Here is an 18,277-nt window from a genome sequence, read left to right as displayed (position 1 = left end):
ATAAACTAAACTTAAGATTATGGCAAGTATTGATAAATTTAAAGAGCTAAAGTCTCTAGTCGACGGATTAGAAGGAGATGCAGACAAATTTTTTGCAAAGGGAAACAGCGCAGCTGGTACCCGTGTTCGAAAAGGTCTTCAGGATATTAAAACTTTAGCCCAAGATTTGCGCCTAGGAATCCAGGATCTGAAGAACAAGAAATAAAGTTCTTAAGATTCTGTTACAATCTAAGCCCAGTTCTGGGCTTTTTTTATGAGTATATTTGAACAAAAGAACTAAATTATAAATGAAGCAAATTCAAAACCCCATATGGCTGATGAGTTCAGCTTATGATAAACTCAATCAATCTGAATTATTAGAAACTGCAGCAAGATTAGGTGCCCAAGGAATAGATTTATGTGTGTTCAGGAAGGACGGGTCTCGGGAAGATCATACTGCTACGCATTTAGATTATGATGGATTTACTCCAGATGACGCCAAGAAAACATTAGAAGCTTTCAATTCTAAAGGCTTGAGACTGTCTTTGGGGGCGTTTGAGAACATGATTGGTGGTGAAGAGTCTGAGAGGCTTAAGAACCAGAATCATCTCTTAAAACTGATAAGAATAGCTTATTTGCTGGGTGGCGATGAAAACAATGCGATGGTTGGGACTTTCGTAGGTTACAATCACGAACTTGGAAACCAAATTGATGGTTTCCAAAAAGAACCTAGATGAATATAAAAAAAGTATTCGGTCCGATTGTAGATTATGCTGAGAGTCTTGGGGTAACGATTGTTTATGAAAACTGTCCGATGGAAGGGTGGCGTTCATCCAGGTTTACAAGTACTTTTAATAACCTTCCAGGTGTATTGGCTGCTAGGAAACTCATGTATGCCTTAGTTCCAAGTAAAGCACATGGGGAAATTTATGATCCTTCACATGACATTTGGCAAAATACGGATCCTGTTGAGGTTATCGAAGAGATGGATATCTCGAGGTTGAAACGAGTGCATGTAAAGACCACAAGGATGCTGAGCAGCAAAGGTAGGATAGAATGGGGTGGAATGTACCCTATGCAGCATGTGAATGAAGAATTGGCAAAGCTTGCGGGAGTCAGTATTCCTCAAAGCGATTGGGACAGGCATCACTACACGGCAATGTTACCCGGTTTTTGGTGGAACAGATGATATGGATTGGAACAGTTTTTGTGGAGGTGCTGCACGACCGAGGTTTTAGCGGTCCTTTTGAAATTGAGAATGAGGCCAAGAATTCGAAAGATACCCAAAACATGGCAGCGATTAATCAAGGAGCACAAGCTTGTATCAACTTCTTGTCGCCACTGTTGTGGAAATTGGGGGAAAATGGATATAAATATACGGATCAGAAAGAACTGAAAACAGTCAATAGGGAAGATATTCCAGTAATGACAATGGATCAGCTTAGATAAGGTAAGTTAAAAAAATAAGGAATAACCGTTTGGTTATTCCTTATCTGCGTTCATTTTGAACAGTGATATTAAATCTGGGATGTTGTGTACTCCCAGTTTTTCAAAAATTCTACTTTTATAAGTGCTGACCGTTGATGAGCTCAAATTAAGCCTGTTTGACACTTCAATAATTCCTAGACCTTCAATCAAGTGCCTTGCGACATCCATCTCACGGTTAGACAATTTATAAAGCGGGTTTAAGCTATCTACTTTAGATTTGCTGGTTGTCAGTTTTTGAACATATAGATCCTTAATTGCTTCTGACATATAGCGGCCACGTTCGAAAAATGCTGTTGATGGCGTTAGTGAATTCGGTCATGCTGGTTGTTTTATTGACATATCCAGCAGCTCCAGCTTCAATATATCTAAGAGCGTAGAGTGTCTCGTCATAAGAAGAGAAGACTAGGATTTTCAAGTCCGGTTGTATGTCCAACAACTCTCTAATAACTTTGATATTGTTTCCGCCTGGCATATTGATGTCCAGTAGCAGGAGGTCGAAATTTGTTGCTTTTAATTGTGCAAATACCTCATCATATGTTTGAGCATGAACAATTTCAACTGCTTTAATGGTCTCTTTGATTGCAGTTGAAACACCCAGGCGTACTATGATATGGTCGTCGGCTATTAATATTTTTTTCATAAAGATTATTACACAAATTTCCTAGATTCACTTTTTGAATGATTTCAACCGGAGGATTTAAAAGGTTGAAAAATTGTTTTTAGTAGTTAATTTGTTTCCTCAAATATAATAATTTTATACGTTTTCACTTAATTTTAAAATTATTTTACTGAATTAATCTACAGACATGCTAAAAATACTCATTTATTTTGAATAAAATTTCAGTTTCTGAAAGTAAAACAGCTTTTTTTGTAGGGTAGTAATACTTACTAAACATTTACGAAACTATTTAATTACATTATATTCACTTTTTAGACTATTAAACTTATGGGATTTTTAAAAGAATTTAAAGAATTCGCTATGCGTGGCAGCGTGATTGATTTGGCTGTCGGTGTGGTAATCGGAGGTGCATTTGGTAAAATTGTTACTTCATTGGTAGACGATATTATCATGCCTCCAATTGGCTTTATTACTGGTGGTGTTGATTTTTCGAGCATGAAGTATGTAATCAAGGAGGCCAATGAGGCTGCTGGCGTTACAGAAGTTGCTATTACCTATGGTAACTTTATCAATGTATTGATCCAGTTCTTAATCATTGCATTCTGTATATTCTTGGTGATCAAAGGTATCAACTCCTTGAAAAGGGAGGAGCCAGCAGAGCCAGAAGCAGCTCCTGCTCCTACTAAGGAAGAGGCATTGCTTACTGAGATTCGCGATATTTTAAAAAATAAATAAGCTTAATTTTTGAGCATTATAGCAGATTATGACAGTTATTCGCTGAAATAATCTGCTTTTTTTTATTTATTAGATTTTGGGTATTGCTTATTTGTGAAATAAACTTTATTTTTGCATTCCTCTTTTGAGGGATAATTTGATAAAAAGTATTTAAAAAAGCATAAAAGCGTCATGAAAAGAACATTTCAACCTTCGCAAAGAAAAAGAAGAAATAAACACGGATTCAGAGAGCGTATGAGCTCTGCAAATGGTAGAAGAGTACTTGCTTCTCGTAGAGCAAAAGGAAGAAAACGCCTTTCAGTTTCTGACGAAAGCCGCCACAAAGGTTAATATTACTCTCGCCGGTGATGTAGGGACCGAGCTTTTAGCCGGCTTTATGGTCATCGAGATGAAAAAATATACATTTACAAAAGAAGAACGATTATGTAGCAAAAGGTTGATTGATGACCTTTTCCATAATGGTTCTTCTTTTGTTGTATATCCTTTTCGGGTTGTTTTTCTCGTAAAACCCGACAATCCAAATCAGGAATTCCCTGTACAAGTAATTACATCTGTTCCAAAGAAGCGCTTTAAAAGGGCTGTAGATCGAAACTATCTCAAGAGATTGATGCGTGAAAGCTATAGGCTTGAAAAACATCAGCTCTATTCCTTTTTAAAGGATCATTCTTTAAATTTGTTGTTAGCTATTCAATATGTGAGCAACGAAAAGCTTCCTTTGGAAACATTGCAGTCCAAGCTCCAACAATTGATAGGAAAACTAAAAAATGAGATATCTAAATCTAATCTGGGAGAAGGGAATTAAGCAGCCATTGAAATGGCTTTTTATTGTGATTATTCGGGGTTATCAAATATTCCTGTCACCTTTATTGGGCGCTAGTTGCCGCTATTCCCCAACTTGTTCACAATATGGGAAGGAGGCGATCCTAAAATATGGACCTTTTAAAGGAGGTTGGTTAACCATAAAACGTATTGTTCGCTGCAATCCATGGGGCGGGCATGGGCATGATCCAGTACCTTAGAAATAAAATGATGTCAAATTCTTATATCCTTGCCATTGAAACAGCTACCAACCTGTGTTCTGTTTCTTTATCCAATCATGGTGAACATGTTCTATCAGTTGTAGGTGAAGAGCCCAATCTTCATGCAACAAAATTGACCGTAATTCATCCAGGAGTTGCTAGAGAAGGCAGGATTGCAATTCAATCATTTGGCTGCAGTTGCAGTAAGTATGGGTCCGGGATCATATACAGGTCTCAGGATTGGAGTTTCTACTGCTAAAGGTCTATGTTATGCGCTGGATATTCCATTAATTGCCAATAACACCTTAGATGCGCTTGTCGTAGGGTTATTAGCTCAAAATACTTTAGAAATAGATAGCAAGACTTTATTGTTGCCAATGATCGATGCTAGAAGGAGAGAGGTTTATACTGCGGTCTATTCTAATGATGGCAGCTTAATCAAGCAGACTGAAGCTCTGATTATTGATGAAGAAAGTTTCAACCCTTATTTAGAACAAGGTTTTAAATTGGTTCTTTTTGGATCGGGCGCTGATAAGTTCAAGGAGACCTTTGAAAACAACAGTTCTGTTCAGGTAATCTCAGGATTTGATTCTTTGGCGTTCTATCAGGGATGCTATTTCTTTTCAAAAATATCAGAATGAAGTTTTTGAGGATGTTGCATATTTTGAGCCTTTTTACCTTAAAGATTTTTGTAGCGACAACACCTAAAAAAATCACCGCTTTTATAGCCATCTCTTTCTTTTGAACCAGATGTAAATTAGGATCGATACTACTACCATCAACAACCAAACTGCTGGGTATCCGATTCTCCAGTCCAATTCAGGCATGTATTTGAAATTCATCCCGTAGACTCCAACGATAAAGGTAAGTGGCATAAAGAATACCGATATAATCGTCAGGGTCCGCATTATTTCATTGGTATGGTTGGACTCGATGTTGAAGTATACCGATAATAGTTGTGCCGTATTCTCGCCAATGTTTCTGAAAAGGGTGTTGGTTCTAGAGTAGATATCCCTGAGGTCTTGGGTGTAGATGTTCTGATATTCCGGCATGTGGAAATAATCGACAATATCTTTGTAAAGTGTCAGAATGATGCGAATCAGGTCGATTTGTCTTTTCAGATAATAAAGTCTCATCAAAAACGGTTTTCTTCTGCTGTGCAAAAATACTCTCTCTTCATAATCATCTAATTTTTCAGATAGATCATTGATCACTAAGTTTTCAAAGGTTTTTAGCGATTGAGAGACTAGGCTATTGACCAAGCTTTTGCTTGACTTAAGTTTTTTATTGGTTTTATCAAAGATTTATTAGCTCTTCCAATAGTTTGATCTCATTGCGGTGGACTGTGATAATAAAGTCTTCATCATAGAAAACCGAGATACGCAAGGTTATATCCATTAGGGTATCTGAATTTTCTGGGAAATTTTCTGCAATCGATCTTAAGATCAGGAAGTGGTAATTTTCAAATTCTTCGATTTTTGGTAGGTGACCAATTTCTAGACAATCTTTTATGGAGGCGTCGTTTAGGTTGTATTTTTCCTTAAGTTCTGTAAAATCCTCCAGAGTAGGGTCAAGAATTTCGTACCAGTCGTAACCGTTTTCTTCTTTACGTAGAATTTGTCTTACCATATGAGTAGATTTTAATTGAAATTAATGAGATTAATGCAGAAATCAAATTGATTACAAGTTTGAATTTGAAAATTAGAGCATAAAAAAAACAGGTCATTTATGTTAATGACCTGTTTTTTTATGTTTAAAGAAGCTGCTTATTTTTTAGCTGCAGCATTCTTGTCACTATATTCTTTATTCAAAGAAGTAAGAACTTCATTTGTGATATCCATTTTAGGGTCTGCGTACAATACAGCAGGATTAGTTTTAGAATATGTCAATACTAATTTGTATCCTTTTTCTTCAGAATGTTTTTTCAGGTGGTCTGTAATAGATGTATATACCTTAGTAAATTCTGTTTGTTCTTCCTGTGCGATAGAAGTGGATGCGTTTTGATCAAGACGGCCAAGTTCGTTTTGGCGTCTCATTAAGCGTTCTTCAGTAGCTTGGCGCTCAGATGCGCTCATAGTAGGTGCTTTTTGTTGGTAATCAGCTACCTCACGTTGATAAGCTTGTCCTTTAGCTTGAAGATCATTCTGTGCTTTTTTAACTTTAGCTTCTAGTTTAGCACGGATGTCTTTGAAATATTGGTATTTTTCAGATAATGTATCTGAATTTACATATGCGATTTTGTCAATTGGGTCAGCAGCAGTTGCAGTTTCAGTTGCAGGTGCTGTAGTTTTTTCAGTTGTTGTACTAGCTTGTTGGTTACATGATACGATCGCTGCAGTTGCAACAAGGCCTAGGGTAATTTTTAATAGTTTATTCATTCTGTTTACTGTATTTCGATTTTGTCAATGACAAACCTAAGATAAAATTTTGAAATATTATAGAATCGACATTATTTACGGTAAAAATCAACTCTTAAATTATGTTAATTTTGCTCGTTCACATTGCCTTTTTTATTTGATAATTAGGACAAAATTTCGTATTTTTGAAAGTTAATCAACAGTAATTTTAAAGGATTTTCATGAGCGAAGAAAATAAAAATGCATCTACGTATTCAGCGGATAATATCCAGGTATTAGAAGGATTAGAAGCTGTACGTAAGCGCCCTTCCATGTACATCGGTGATACAGGCGTAAAAGGTCTACATCACTTGGTTTATGAAGTAGTCGATAACTCTATCGATGAAGCTGTTGCCGGTTATTGTAACGACATTGTAGTAACCATTTTAAAATCTAACGGTGTATCAGTTCGCGATAATGGTCGCGGTATTCCAACAGGAATCAATAAAAAAGAAAAGAAATCTGCTTTAGAGCTTGTAATGACAGTATTGCACGCCGGTGGTAAATTCGACAAGGATACTTATAAGGTTTCCGGTGGTTTGCACGGTGTGGGTGTATCCTGTGTGAACGCTTTATCTACGCATTTGCGTGCAGAAGTACACAGAGAAGGAAAGATCTTTGTGCAAGAATATTCTCAAGGTAAACCACAAGAGGATGTAAAAGAAATCGGTGTCAGTGAAGATACTGGTACCATCGTTACATTCCAACCGGATCCAGAGATTTTTACAACTACCACTGTATATAACTATGACACCTTAGCTAACCGCTTAAGGGAATTGTCATTCTTGAACAAAGGCATTACATTGACATTGATCGATGAGAGAGAAATCCTGGATAATGGCGAGTTCAAGAAAAATGTATACTTGTCAGAAGGTGGTCTTCAAGAATTCGTTAAATTCTTGGATGGTAACAGAACTGCATTGATCCCTGAGCCAATTTATGTTGAAGGTATTAAGCAAGGTGTACCAGTTGAACTTGCTCTTCAATACAATGATACTTATTCAGAAAATGTACATTCATATGTGAACAACATCAATACAATTGAGGGTGGTTCTCATGTGGCAGGTTTCCGTAGAGGATTGACACGTACATTGAAAAAATATGCGGATGACTCTGGTTTGTTGAAAAATTTGAAGGTTGAAATCACAGGTGATGACTTCCGTGAAGGTTTAACAGCTGTAATTTCTGTTAAAGTTGCAGAGCCACAATTTGAAGGTCAAACAAAGACCAAATTAGGAAACTCTGAAGTTATGGGTGCTGTAGATGTTGCTGTAGGCGAGATCTTGAGCTCATATTTGGAAGAAAACCCTAAGGAGGCTAAACAGATCGTTCAAAAGGTAGTAATTGCTGCTCAGGCACGCGCTGCTGCTCGTAAAGCTAGAGAACTCGTACAGCGTAAAACTGTGATGGGTGGTTCAGGCTTACCGGGTAAATTGGCGGACTGTTCGGACAGAGACCCTAATAGATGTGAGATTTTCTTTGTCGAGGGTGATTCTGCGGGTGGAACTGCTAAACAAGGTAGGGACCGTGCTACACAAGCGATTATGCCTTTGAGAGGTAAGATCCTGAATGTGGAGAAAGCAATGGAACATAAGATCTATGAGAATGAAGAGATCAAGAATATGTTTACTGCGCTTGGTGTAAGCCATTGGAACAGCCGAAGATTCAAAAGCTCTGAACATTGATAAACTTCGTTACCATAAGATTATCATCATGACGGATGCCGATGTCGATGGTTCTCACATTGCAACCTTATTGTTGACATTCTACTTCCGTTATATGAAGGAATTGATCGAGCGCGGATATGTTTATATCGCAACGCCGCCTTTATATTTGGTTAAGAAAGGTAAAGATTTTGAATATGCATGGACCGAACCTCAAACGTTTGGCAGCTATTCAGCGCTTAAAGGGTGCTGGTAAAGAAGATAGCGTACATGTTCAACGTTATAAAGGTCTTGGTGAGATGAACGCGGAGCAATTGTGGGAAACTACAATGGATCCAGAAAGACGTACATTACGCCAAGTTACAATCGAAAATGCAGCAGAATGTGACCGTATATTCTCGATGTTGATGGGTGATGAAGTTGCTCCTCGTCGTGAATTTATCGAGCAAAATGCACGTTATGCGAAGATTGATATTTAGAATAGATGTGAGATTTGTGATGGGAGATAAGAGAAGCTAAAGGTTTTTTGATCTAAAAGTCAAAAATTGATAAAATCGGAAAAGCCACCATTAAGGTGGCTTTTTTTTGTTGATATAGAGCATGATGCGCCATGACAGTTAAGCGATTCAAGTTTCCTAACTTGTAGTATGCGACTAATTATACCTTTATTATTATCCTTGGGATTGTCCAATCTAGCTTTTGGCCAAAACCCTAAAAAAGAACTTCCAGCTGGTCCATTGCACTTCACAAAAATGAAAGTTTCTTCGGAGACCTATGAATCTGTGGGGGTGATGGATGTCAATAATGATGGCCATCCAGACTTGGTTTCTGGTGCTTTCTGGTACGAAGGACCAACTTTTATAAAACGGCATTTTATTGGAGAAGTAAAACGTGTGCAGGAATATTGGGATGATTTTTCAAATATTCCGATGGATGTGAATGGTGATGGAAAGATGGACTACATCACAGGTGGATGGTTTGATGCTTCTCTTATCTGGATGGAAAATCCTGGGAATGATGGCCCATGGAAGAAACATGTAATTGATCAAACCGGTAATATTGAAACTACTCGAGCATATGACCTGGACGGAGATGGCACACCTGAGATTATACCTAACAATCCTAATCATCCATTGAAATATTATAAGCTTGAAAAGGATGCTCAAGGAAAAGGAACAGGAAAATTCACAAAGGTTGAAGTCGCCAAAACGCAGGGTCATGGTTTTGGATTTGGAGATATCAATGGGGACAAACGCGTAGATATAATATTGAATACAGGCTGGTTGGAAGGACCAGCAACGGCAAATGCAGAGTGGAAGCTTCATGAAGGGTTTGATTTTGGAGATGCTGGAGTGCCAATTCTAGTGGTTGATGTAAATAATGATGGTCTAAATGACTTGATCGTGGGGCAAGGACATTCTTATGGATTGGATTGGTATGAACAGGTAAAAGATAAAAAAGGAAATACCACTTGGAAAAAACATGTTATTGATCCATATAATTCACAATACCACACCATGGAATGGGTAGATATCGATAATGATGGCGAGAATGAATTGGTAACCGGAAAACGATATAGAGCACATAATGGAGGTGATCCGGGTGCTAATGATCCTGCGGGAGTTTATTATTTTAAATGGAATGGAGAATCTTTTACTAAAAATATTGTTGCTTATGGATCTGGTGTAGATGGGAAAGGGGCTGGAATTTATTTTGCAATCGAAGATTTAAGGAAGTCTGGTAGGAAGGATATTGTGGTTGCGGGAAAAGATGGACTGTATATATTTTTTAATGAAGGAAGTAGGTAAGGGGATTCTAAAGGCTAAAGTCCTAACAATTTCTTAATAATAACCTTCGTAACCTACTTATATCTTTAAAGAGGAATTTATGATGAACTAAAACTGCCATCCGATATTTAGTATCGATGGCAATTTTTGTTTATGGGGTGATTTTTTCATGGCGTCGGAGACCATATGTGGGCTACGTTTTGCTGTTGCCTTTATTGTCATTATTTACAAAAGAGGTATCTGCTCAACAAAATAATCAGCTTGAAGATATAATTGCCAATCAAGTTTTGGATGAATCTGAAGCATCCAATGAGCTTGCAGAATATAGTGAAGCCTTATTAGATATTTTAAAAAAACCTATTGATCTTAACAAAGCGACTGAGCAGGACCTAAACCAATTAATCTTTCTTTCAGCATTTCAGATTCAACAGATTTTATTGCATCGCGAAAAGGTCGGTTCTTTTATTTCGCCTTTGGAGCTTCAGGTGATCCCTGGATTAAGTCTAGAAACTCTCGATCAGCTTTTGCCATTTGTAATCGTTAAAGAACCATTTTTAGATCAATTTTCAATTCCAGAAGTGGCCAAGAAGGCAATCAGTACAGTGATAGTTACTTATGGGAGATCTTTGCAGGTTCCACAGGGCTATAAGATTTCGGATCCAAAAAGATCCAAATATTTAGGTACACCAGATAAGATGAGCGTGCGCTATCGCTGGACATATCAAGATCGTTTGCGGATGACTTTAAATATGGAAAAGGATGCCGGTGAGCCATTTTTTATGGAAGAAAAAATATACGGATTTGATCATATTTCAGGTTCACTTTTATTCAATAAAGTCGGTCCTTTTTCTAAGGTTATTTTTGGGGATTATTTGTTACAATTTGGTCAAGGTTTGACTATATGGAATGGCGCAGTCTTTGGAAAAGGTGCTTCCGTAGCTCATGTTATGCAGCAAGGTTTGGGGATTAGGCCGCATACTGGCATGATGGAGAGCAAATATATGCGAGGAGTTGCTGGTACATTTCTTTTCAAAAAAATTAATCTTACACCATTTATTTCATATAATCGATTAACTGCTACAGTAAAGGAAGAAGGTCCTCATAGAAATGTAACTAGCATCAATTATTCTGGACTTCATCGCACTCCCTCTGAATTGCGTAATCGAAGAGGTTTGGGCCAAACAACCTATGGTCTGAATGCAGATTATCAAAAAAGGGGATTTGTAATAGGTACTAATTTTATTTCTACTCATTTTGAAATTCCTCTGAAACTAAATTCAAGAGAATATAGTAAGTATCGATTTGAAGGCCATGCTCTTCAAAATATTTCAGCTTATTATCGTTTTAATTTTTACAACTTACTGTTTTTTGGTGAATCGGCACATTCGGTAGGTTCTGGTTTTGCAAATAATCATGGGGTAATTGCTGCCTTAGGTAGGAAGTTTTCAACTTCTTTAAGTTATCGAAATTATACGGTTGACTATCACAGTTTTTTTGCTCAGTCCTTTCAAGATCAATCACTCCTTGCCAATGAAAAAGGTTGGCATCTAAGTTTTGTATACCATCCTCGAAGGAGAATTGAATGGATGAATAGCGTAGATTATACTCAATTTCCATGGAAGAAATTTCGTGCAAATCAATCTACTTTCTCTTTTCAGGGAAGGACGCAATTCAGCTATATCTGGTACAAGAAAGGGCATTTGAAGTTCCGTTATCAATATAAGTTCTTTCAGGAGAATTTTCCATCCAAAATGAAACGTAAAATAGGAATTGCGGATGTGGCAAGACAACAAGCTAGAGTAGCTTTTCTGTATAAATTGAAGCCCAACTTTCAGATTGGAAATCAGGTTGAATTTAAGCGTTTCGAAAAAACAGCTGTGGGAAGAAAGAATGGATTTTTAATTTTTCAGGATGTGATATGGGGATATCCGAAATGGAAAATAGGAGGGAATTTTAGGGTAGCCTATTTTCAAGCTGATGGTTATGAATCACGGTTATATGCTTATGAAAGAAATGTTTTGCATTCTTTTTCATTTCCGTCCTATTTCAGGAAAGGATTGAGGATTTATTTTAACAAGAAGATCAAACCTGTTAGGGGATTGGATATCTGGTTTCGCTATGCTCTTACACATTATTTAGGAATTAGTGAGCTTGGTTCTGGTTTGGATAAAATTGCTGGAAATCAAAAATCAGATGTAAGGCTCCAACTTCGATATTCTTGGTGATGCTGGAAATTCAAAAGATCAATCTCCAACAGATTCCGTTTTTGAGGATTTTTCTTTTCTATGCTTTTGGAATTGTGATTGCATTTTGGATGACTTGGAGTGAATTCCTATTACTATCATCTATCGTCACATTGTTTCTTCTTTTGTGCATTTACATTGGACTGTTGTTTTTCAAAATATACAATTACAGAGATTATATTTTATTTCTAACCATATTTTTGTTAGGAGTATTGGGCATGGCCAATCAATTGCCCATAGATATTCCAGACCTTGAAAACACAAGGGTTTATCAAGCTGTAGTAACCGAAATTCCAGTAAGAAAAGGAGAGATTTTACAAACTAGAGTAGAATTAATAAACACACTAGAATTTCGATTTTTGAAATCGTCGAACCTTCGATTACAAACAACAATTTGGGATAAAGATTTAATGATTATGAACCTTGAAAAAGGAGATGTCATTGTATTTAAAGGAAGGATTCAAAACTTGCCTTCTGCCTATAATCCCAAGCAATTTGATTATTCGAGCTACTTAAAAAGAAATGGAATATTTTATCAGATATTTATTCCCTCCAAAGATTTTAAGATACTTTCTAAAATACCAAAGGATGCTTATAAATTTGAAGCCAATATTTTTAAGATCCAGAACTTTTTACAGTCAAAGTTTAAGAGGTTTATTAGTGATTATTCAGCGTATCAAATAGCAAGTGCGATAACATTTGGATATAAAGCTGACCTCTCGGCAGAGATCTTGGAGGTATTTTCAAATACCGGGACCATTCATGTATTGAGTGTTTCAGGGTTTCATGTCAGTCTGATGTTCGGTTTATTGACTTGGGTTTTAAAGCCTATGGATAGGCTGCCAAAAGGCCGGTCGTTGAGGTTTTTATTTGTACAGATATTTATTTGGTTTTATGCCTTGATTTGTGGACTTGTCCCTGCAGTGCTAAGAGCGACCTTGATGTTCAGTATTTTCTTAATTGGGTATTGGAAAAATAAAGTTTTATTTTCGGTCAATGCTGTTTTTTCATCCGCATTTCTCCTTTTGATTTATGATCCATTTATGCTATTTGATATAGGCTTTCAATTATCCTATTTAGCTGTTTTAGGAATTATACTCTTTGTACCCCTCCTCAAGAAACTGTATCAATGTGAAAATAAATACCTAAACAACATATTAACCATAGTGTATGTGTCACTATCTGCTCAACTAACTACAACTACTTTAGCTATGTTCTATTTCCACCAATTTCCAACCTACTTTTTGATTTCAAACCTTATTCTTACAATTCCTTCCACCCTAATTCTATACTTTGGTACTTTTTTAGTTGTTCCTTGGACAGGATTTAACGAAATATTGGGAGACATCGTCAAAAAACTAGTTTTATCTACTTATGATATCTTGAATTATATTGATTCTTTGCCTTTTTCAAGTATTCAAGGGATTCCATTCTCCGCAGCACTTACCATATTATCTTATATAATTATTTTGCTGATATTTCTTTCGATTAGATTTCAGAAGAAATGGTTATTTATGATCAGTTTGTCTTTGATTATGTTAACGACCAGTTTAGTATTGCATTCCAGGTTAATAAATAAATCCTTTAAAGGATTAAAAGTATACAATACGAAAAAAGAATTGACATTTGCCATTATCGATGCAGGATCAGTCCATCTTTACAGTACCTACGATTCAATTTCCCACAAAGCATTAAAATTTGCTGTACATCCGGATCTCAAAAGATATACCGAGCTCTCCAAAATAGGATTTACTAATTTAAGTGGTAATAATAAAAACCAATCTTTAGCTATTCAAACCGATATGAGTTTATATGTAATGAATGGAAATAATGATTCCGTTCATAACTCTAAAATCCTTTTTCTCAGGAATAATACCGACTTGCCAAATGAAATAAATTCAACTTTGACCATCTTAGATGGGTCCAATAGTTGGAAACATATTCATCAGTCAGTGTCTGTTCTAGAGTCCAAAAATCGGGCTTACTACGTATTGAAGGATAATTTTGCGTATGTTTGGAAGAATAACAACCATGGAAAAAACTAGCTTATCCATACTTAAGGAATATTGGGGTTATGATAAATTTCGTCCATTGCAGGAAGAAATCATTCACGAGGTTCTCTTAGGAAATGACACCTTGGCTTTGATGCCTACAGGTGGTGGTAAGTCTATTTGTTTTCAGGTTCCGGCATTATTGAGAGAGGGGATTTGTATTGTAATCAGTCCTTTGATTGCGCTGATGAAGGACCAGGTAGAAAACCTTCGAAAGCGAAATATTCCAGCAATTGCGATTTATTCAGGCATGTCTCACCGAGAGATTGATATCGCATTAGACAATTGTATTTTCGGGAACATCAAGTTCTTATATCTTGCTCCAGAGCGTTTGTACAATGATATGGTTCAGGAAAGGATCCGTCATATGAACGTGAACCTGTTTGCCATTGATGAGGCCCATTGTATTTCTCAATGGGGTTATGATTTTAGGCCTTCCTATCTAGAGCTAATAAAATTGAGGGAACTGAAACCTAAGGTTCCTGTTTTAGCGCTTACTGCAACAGCTACTCCGAAGGTAATTGATGATATTCAAGATAAACTTGGATTTCAAACTTCAAATGTTCTATCTAAAAGTTTCAGAAGGGAAAACCTAGCATATATGGTTTTCGATGAAGAAAACAAAATGGGTAGAATGCTGAAGGTGATCAGTAAAATTGGTGGCACGGGGATAGTGTATGTTCGCAATAGGCGGGAGACGCAAGAGGTAGCGAGGTATTTATTGAACCATGGCATTCCTGCAGATTTTTATCATGCGGGGTTGGATATGCAGAGTAGAGCAAAAAAAACAGGATGCTTGGACCAGCAATCAAATTCGTGTTATAGTAGCGACGAATGCTTTTGGTATGGGCATAGACAAACCTGATGTCAGGTTTGTTGTCCACCTTGATATTCCAGATTCTTTAGAAGCTTATTATCAAGAGGCCGGTAGGGCAGGTAGAGATGGTAAAAAAGCATACCCCGTTATGCTGTATCAACAGTCTGATAGAAATGAGCTTTGGGAAAATATTGACCTCAGCTTCCCTGACTTTCAATTTATTCAACAGGTGTACCATCATCTATGCAATTATTATCAAATAGCGTATGGTGCTGGCAAGGGATTGACTTATGACTTTGATGTAGTTGATTTTTCCAAAAAATATAAATTGGATGTCGTGAAAACCTTGAGTGCGCTGAAATTTTTAGAGAGGGACAAATGGTTGGCCCTGAGTGAGGCGGTTTATATTCCTGCTCGAATTAAATTTGAAGTAGATTATCAAGAGTTATATAGATTTCAAGTTCAAAGCGCCCATTTTGATCCGTTGATCAAAGCTATTCTTCGAGCTTATGGTGGAGTATTTGATTATTATGTTCCAATCAATGAATTTGAAATTGCAAAGAAGATTGGCAAACCTTATGAAGAGGTCGTTAAGATGTTAAGGTCCTTACAACAACAAGAGCTCGCCACCTATGTGGCCAAAACTGATGCCCCTCAGCTACAGTTTCTGCAACCTCGAGTGGATTATAAAAATCTTTATATCGACACTCAGTTTATTGCTGAGCGAAAAGCGATAAAAGAAGAGCAAATTAAAGCTATCTATCAATATTTGGACGGTAAGGATTGCCGCAGTTTATCATTACAGCATTATTTTGGTGAAGAGGCGACAGAACCGTGTGGAGTATGTGACCTATGCGTGGTCAGGCAGCATAAATCGGGAGTATCTGAATCCATTGAAAAGAAAATCCAATATCTCCTATTGGAAAAACCATTGCCATTGCATTACCTTATCGAAGCCATAGAAATCGGCAAGGAAGAAGATCGTCTAAAAGTCCTGAGAAGCCTGATGGATAGCGATACAGTCAAAATTGAAGATGAGCTTTACCATTGGAATGCCTTTTAAGGTTTTAAATATTATTATTTCCTATCTCTAAGTAATTGTTTCTCCAAGGTTTATCGATTGAGTTATATCATAAACTTGTTTTTTTGGTCTTGTATATTGATAAAAAAAGTTGTTATCTTTAATAGTAACCAAATAAACTTTGTATGGAACAATTTATCATCTATTTACCAGCAGCACTCGCTGTATTGGGTCTCTTATTTATGTTTGTCAAGGCAGGATGGGTTGGTAAGCAAGATGCTGGCGACGGCAAAATGCAATCCATTTCCAAAAGTATTCAGGAGGGAGCGATGGCTTTCCTGAAAGCTGAATACAGGATTCTGTTGATTTTCGTTGTAATCGCTTCGATTGCATTATTTATTGTGTCTACGCTTGTTGAGACATCTCACTGGATTATAGTGGTTGCCTTTGTTTGCGGGGCCTTTTTTTCGGCATTGGCAGGAAATATCGGTATGCGTATTGCGACCAGTGCCAATGTACGCACCACCCAAGCAGCTAGGACTAGTTTACCACAAGCCTTAAAGGTTTCCTTTTCCGGAGGAACTGTTATGGGACTCGGCGTAGCTGGATTGGCGGTATTGGGATTAAGCATTTTCTTTTTATTGTTCCTTAAGATGTTCCTTACAGAAAACGGTAATTTCTATAATGAGATGACCGTTGTTTTGGAAGCCCTGGCAGGTTTTTCATTGGGAGCTGAATCTATTGCCCTGTTTGCACGTGTAGGCGGTGGTATTTATACCAAAGCTGCCGATGTAGGTGCGGATTTGGTAGGAAAAGTAGAGGCCGGAATTCCTGAGGATGATCCTAGAAACCCAGCAACTATTGCAGACAATGTAGGCGATAATGTGGGTGATGTTGCAGGTATGGGGGCAGATTTATTCGGCTCGTACGTGGCAACTGTATTAGCCTCCATGGTTCTTGGTAATTATATTATCAAGGATATGTCGGAAGTTACAGGCTCTCAATATACAGATGCGTTCAATGGAATGGGTCCGATCTTATTGCCTATTGTTATTGCAGGGGTGGGTATCCTTGCGTCCATTATCGGAACTTTCTTGGTCAATGTATCTTCAAATGATGCTAAAGAGAATCAAGTTCAAAAAGCATTGAACACAGGTAACTGGGCTTCGATTATATTGACTGTGATTGCGTGTTTCTTCTTGATCCAATATATGTTACCAGAAGTTATTCAGATGAAATTCTTTGGTGAGGGCTATCAAGATGTACCGCGCATGAACATTTTCTACTCCACAATCGTAGGATTAGCTGTGGGTGGATTAATTTCAGCTTTTACTGAGTTTTACACTGGTCTTGGTAAAAAACCAGTATTGAATATTGTACAAAACTCCTCAACTGGTGCAGCAACCAATATTATTGCAGGTTTGGCTACAGGTATGAAATCTACAGCTTCTTCAGTTATCCTTTTTGCTGCTGCAATTTGGGGATCTTATGAATTGGCAGGATTTTATGGAGTTGCTATTGCGGCTTCGGCAATGATGGCAACCACAGCGATGCAGTTGGCAATCGATGCATTCGGACCTATTGCTGATAATGCAGGTGGTATTGCTGAGATGAGTGAATTACCTAAAGAAGTTCGTCAGCGTACGGATGTGTTAGATTCTGTAGGAAATACAACAGCTGCGGTAGGTAAGGGGTTTGCTATTGCTTCAGCAGCATTGACTGCATTGGCACTATTTGCTGCCTATGTTACTTTCACAGGAATTGATGGAATCAATATCTTCAAAGCGGATGTGTTGGCGGCATTGTTCATCGGTGGGATGATACCTGTTGTTTTCTCGGCGTTGGCCATGCAATCTGTTGGTAAAGCAGCAATGGACATGGTGAATGAAGTTAGAAGGCAGTTCCGTGAAATCCCTGGGATTTTGGAAGGAACAGGAAAGCCTGATTACGGAAGATGTGTGGATATTTCTACGAAGGCAGCATTGCGCGAAATGATGCTTCCAGGAGCTATTACCATTATTACTCCAATTATTGTTGGTTTTGTGATGGGACCTGAAGCATTAGGAGCTTATATGGCAGGTGTTGCTGTTTCTGGAGTAATGTGGGCTATCTTTCAAAATAATGCCGGTGGAGCATGGGATAATGCCAAAAAATCATTTGAAGCAGGTGTAATGATCAATGGTGAAATGACTTATAAAGGTTCTGATGCCCATAAAGCTGCAGTAACTGGAGATACAGTCGGAGATCCATTCAAAGATACATCTGGACCTTCAATGAATATTCTGATTAAACTGACATGTTTAGTAGGTTTAGTAATTGCACCTATTTTAGGTGGTCATACGCTTAGTGAAAATGCCAAGAAAGAAAAGGTTGAGACTAAAGAAAAAGTGGTAGTTGTCGATCAAAAACCAACAATTTCAAGAGTTAAATAGAAAACTTTATAATAAAAAAATCCTTC

At 37.4% G+C, this 18,277-nt stretch carries 20 protein-coding genes and 1 pseudogene; 16 read left to right on the top strand and 5 right to left on the bottom strand.

The annotated features are described in order from the left end of the window. The first annotated feature begins 19 nt into the window (after positions 1–19). From FGL31_RS17560 to FGL31_RS26385, 4 genes are all read left to right on the top strand, one after another. Positions 20–205: a BF3379 family histone-like protein gene (locus FGL31_RS17560; protein ID WP_099371786.1), complete on the top strand. Its 186-nt coding sequence runs from the start codon at positions 20–22 to the stop codon at positions 203–205. An 82-nt stretch (positions 206–287) separates the two neighbouring features. Then, positions 288–716, top strand: coding sequence for an IolE/MocC family protein (locus FGL31_RS26395; protein WP_232046905.1), 429 nt, complete (start codon positions 288–290; stop codon positions 714–716). Further along, positions 713–1,168, top strand: coding sequence for a sugar phosphate isomerase/epimerase family protein (locus FGL31_RS26390; protein ID WP_232046904.1), 456 nt, complete (start codon positions 713–715; stop codon positions 1,166–1,168). Before FGL31_RS26395 ends, FGL31_RS26390 begins: the two co-directional genes overlap by 4 nt. Further along, the gene (locus FGL31_RS26385; protein WP_232046903.1) at positions 1,165–1,428 is read left to right on the top strand and encodes a hypothetical protein; all 264 of its coding nucleotides are present in this window, start codon (positions 1,165–1,167) and stop codon (positions 1,426–1,428) included. The genes FGL31_RS26390 and FGL31_RS26385 overlap by 4 nt, the downstream gene beginning before the upstream one ends. Before the next feature lie 33 nt (positions 1,429–1,461). Here the strand turns inward: FGL31_RS26385 and FGL31_RS26380 are convergent, their stop codons facing one another. Together FGL31_RS26380 and FGL31_RS26375 are read right to left on the bottom strand one after the other, a co-directional pair. Then, on the bottom strand, positions 1,462–1,734 hold the full coding sequence (locus FGL31_RS26380; protein WP_232046902.1) for a helix-turn-helix transcriptional regulator: 273 nt from the start codon (positions 1,732–1,734) through the stop codon (positions 1,462–1,464). Continuing rightward, complete coding sequence (locus FGL31_RS26375) at positions 1,718–2,107, bottom strand: response regulator (RefSeq protein ID WP_232046901.1); 390 nt, start codon at positions 2,105–2,107, stop codon at positions 1,718–1,720. The genes FGL31_RS26380 and FGL31_RS26375 overlap by 17 nt, the downstream gene beginning before the upstream one ends. Positions 2,108–2,413: 306 nt before the next feature. Between FGL31_RS26375 and mscL the strand changes: the two genes are divergently transcribed. From mscL to tsaB, 5 genes are all read left to right on the top strand, one after another. Next, positions 2,414–2,821 (top strand): large-conductance mechanosensitive channel protein MscL, encoded by a 408-nt coding sequence (mscL, locus tag FGL31_RS17545; protein ID WP_099371783.1) that lies wholly within the window; start codon positions 2,414–2,416, stop codon positions 2,819–2,821. Positions 2,822–2,992: 171 nt separating this feature from the next. Beyond that, positions 2,993–3,151, top strand: a complete 159-nt coding sequence (gene rpmH / locus FGL31_RS17540) for a 50S ribosomal protein L34 (protein WP_099371782.1) — start codon at positions 2,993–2,995, stop codon at positions 3,149–3,151. A gap of 58 nt (positions 3,152–3,209) precedes the next feature. Further along, positions 3,210–3,623 carry a ribonuclease P protein component gene (locus FGL31_RS17535; RefSeq protein ID WP_099371781.1) on the top strand — a complete coding sequence of 138 codons (414 nt, stop codon included), beginning with the start codon at positions 3,210–3,212 and terminating at the stop codon, positions 3,621–3,623. Further along, positions 3,586–3,840 carry a membrane protein insertion efficiency factor YidD gene (yidD, locus tag FGL31_RS17530; RefSeq protein WP_099371780.1) on the top strand — a complete coding sequence of 85 codons (255 nt, stop codon included), beginning with the start codon at positions 3,586–3,588 and terminating at the stop codon, positions 3,838–3,840. The genes FGL31_RS17535 and yidD overlap by 38 nt, the downstream gene beginning before the upstream one ends. Positions 3,841–3,995: 155 nt before the next feature. After that, positions 3,996–4,481, top strand: a complete 486-nt coding sequence (tsaB, locus tag FGL31_RS17525) for a tRNA (adenosine(37)-N6)-threonylcarbamoyltransferase complex dimerization subunit type 1 TsaB (protein WP_232046900.1) — start codon at positions 3,996–3,998, stop codon at positions 4,479–4,481. Between the two features lie 81 nt (positions 4,482–4,562). Here the strand turns inward: tsaB and FGL31_RS28265 are convergent, their stop codons facing one another. The 3 genes from FGL31_RS28265 to FGL31_RS17515 form a co-directional block, all read right to left on the bottom strand. Next, the gene (locus tag FGL31_RS28265) at positions 4,563–5,102 is read right to left on the bottom strand and encodes a CorA family divalent cation transporter (protein ID WP_262709158.1); all 540 of its coding nucleotides are present in this window, start codon (positions 5,100–5,102) and stop codon (positions 4,563–4,565) included. Positions 5,103–5,136: 34 nt separating this feature from the next. Continuing rightward, the gene (locus tag FGL31_RS28260) at positions 5,137–5,469 is read right to left on the bottom strand and encodes a CorA family divalent cation transporter (RefSeq protein WP_262709157.1); all 333 of its coding nucleotides are present in this window, start codon (positions 5,467–5,469) and stop codon (positions 5,137–5,139) included. 137 nt (positions 5,470–5,606) lie between these two features. Further along, positions 5,607–6,218 carry an OmpH/Skp family outer membrane protein gene (locus FGL31_RS17515; RefSeq protein ID WP_099371778.1) on the bottom strand — a complete coding sequence of 204 codons (612 nt, stop codon included), beginning with the start codon at positions 6,216–6,218 and terminating at the stop codon, positions 5,607–5,609. Between the two features lie 200 nt (positions 6,219–6,418). On the opposite strand from FGL31_RS17515, the pseudogene gyrB reads away from it, so the two are divergent. The 7 genes and pseudogenes from gyrB (at position 6,419) to FGL31_RS17485 (ending at position 18,251) form a co-directional block, all read left to right on the top strand. Then, positions 6,419–8,379 (top strand): annotated as a pseudogene (gyrB, locus tag FGL31_RS17510) (DNA topoisomerase (ATP-hydrolyzing) subunit B). Between the two features lie 168 nt (positions 8,380–8,547). Beyond that, positions 8,548–9,708, top strand: coding sequence for an FG-GAP repeat domain-containing protein (locus FGL31_RS17505; protein ID WP_138093385.1), 1,161 nt, complete (start codon positions 8,548–8,550; stop codon positions 9,706–9,708). Positions 9,709–9,875: 167 nt separating this feature from the next. After that, positions 9,876–11,912: a ComEA family DNA-binding protein gene (locus FGL31_RS17500; RefSeq protein ID WP_232046899.1), complete on the top strand. Its 2,037-nt coding sequence runs from the start codon at positions 9,876–9,878 to the stop codon at positions 11,910–11,912. Continuing rightward, positions 11,912–13,975, top strand: a complete 2,064-nt coding sequence (locus FGL31_RS17495) for a ComEC/Rec2 family competence protein (protein WP_138093379.1) — start codon at positions 11,912–11,914, stop codon at positions 13,973–13,975. The genes FGL31_RS17500 and FGL31_RS17495 overlap by 1 nt, the downstream gene beginning before the upstream one ends. Then, positions 13,941–14,846, top strand: a complete 906-nt coding sequence (locus FGL31_RS29185) for a RecQ family ATP-dependent DNA helicase (RefSeq protein ID WP_317131057.1) — start codon at positions 13,941–13,943, stop codon at positions 14,844–14,846. The genes FGL31_RS17495 and FGL31_RS29185 overlap by 35 nt, the downstream gene beginning before the upstream one ends. Continuing rightward, positions 14,827–15,861, top strand: coding sequence for a RecQ family zinc-binding domain-containing protein (locus FGL31_RS29180; protein WP_317131056.1), 1,035 nt, complete (start codon positions 14,827–14,829; stop codon positions 15,859–15,861). The genes FGL31_RS29185 and FGL31_RS29180 overlap by 20 nt, the downstream gene beginning before the upstream one ends. A 143-nt stretch (positions 15,862–16,004) precedes the next feature. Then, a complete protein-coding gene (locus FGL31_RS17485; RefSeq protein ID WP_099371772.1) occupies positions 16,005–18,251 on the top strand; it encodes a sodium-translocating pyrophosphatase in 2,247 nt (748 codons plus the stop codon). Positions 18,252–18,277: the final 26 nt, after the last annotated feature.

It is taken from the genome of Sphingobacterium daejeonense (genome assembly GCF_901472535.1).
GTDB classification, from domain to species: domain Bacteria; phylum Bacteroidota; class Bacteroidia; order Sphingobacteriales; family Sphingobacteriaceae; genus Sphingobacterium; species Sphingobacterium daejeonense.
This window is presented reverse-complemented; position numbering and strand designations above follow the sequence as displayed.

Coding starts and splice junctions, on each gene's coding strand:
- FGL31_RS26395 (WP_232046905.1), top strand. CDS start 288: ATGAAGCAAATTCAAAACCCCATATGGCTGATGAGTTCAGCTTATGAT.
- FGL31_RS26390 (WP_232046904.1), top strand. CDS start 713: ATGAATATAAAAAAAGTATTCGGTCCGATTGTAGATTATGCTGAGAGT.
- FGL31_RS17485 (WP_099371772.1), top strand. CDS start 16,005: ATGGAACAATTTATCATCTATTTACCAGCAGCACTCGCTGTATTGGGT.
- FGL31_RS17505 (WP_138093385.1), top strand. CDS start 8,548: ATGCGACTAATTATACCTTTATTATTATCCTTGGGATTGTCCAATCTA.
- rpmH (WP_099371782.1), top strand. CDS start 2,993: ATGAAAAGAACATTTCAACCTTCGCAAAGAAAAAGAAGAAATAAACAC.
- yidD (WP_099371780.1), top strand. CDS start 3,586: ATGAGATATCTAAATCTAATCTGGGAGAAGGGAATTAAGCAGCCATTG.
- FGL31_RS26385 (WP_232046903.1), top strand. CDS start 1,165: ATGATATGGATTGGAACAGTTTTTGTGGAGGTGCTGCACGACCGAGGT.
- mscL (WP_099371783.1), top strand. CDS start 2,414: ATGGGATTTTTAAAAGAATTTAAAGAATTCGCTATGCGTGGCAGCGTG.
- FGL31_RS29185 (WP_317131057.1), top strand. CDS start 13,941: ATGTTTGGAAGAATAACAACCATGGAAAAAACTAGCTTATCCATACTT.
- FGL31_RS17515 (WP_099371778.1), bottom strand. CDS start 6,218: ATGAATAAACTATTAAAAATTACCCTAGGCCTTGTTGCAACTGCAGCG.
- FGL31_RS17535 (WP_099371781.1), top strand. CDS start 3,210: ATGAAAAAATATACATTTACAAAAGAAGAACGATTATGTAGCAAAAGG.
- FGL31_RS26375 (WP_232046901.1), bottom strand. CDS start 2,107: ATGAAAAAAATATTAATAGCCGACGACCATATCATAGTACGCCTGGGT.
- FGL31_RS29180 (WP_317131056.1), top strand. CDS start 14,827: ATGGGCATAGACAAACCTGATGTCAGGTTTGTTGTCCACCTTGATATT.
- FGL31_RS17560 (WP_099371786.1), top strand. CDS start 20: ATGGCAAGTATTGATAAATTTAAAGAGCTAAAGTCTCTAGTCGACGGA.
- FGL31_RS26380 (WP_232046902.1), bottom strand. CDS start 1,734: ATGTCAGAAGCAATTAAGGATCTATATGTTCAAAAACTGACAACCAGC.
- FGL31_RS17495 (WP_138093379.1), top strand. CDS start 11,912: ATGCTGGAAATTCAAAAGATCAATCTCCAACAGATTCCGTTTTTGAGG.
- FGL31_RS28260 (WP_262709157.1), bottom strand. CDS start 5,469: ATGGTAAGACAAATTCTACGTAAAGAAGAAAACGGTTACGACTGGTAC.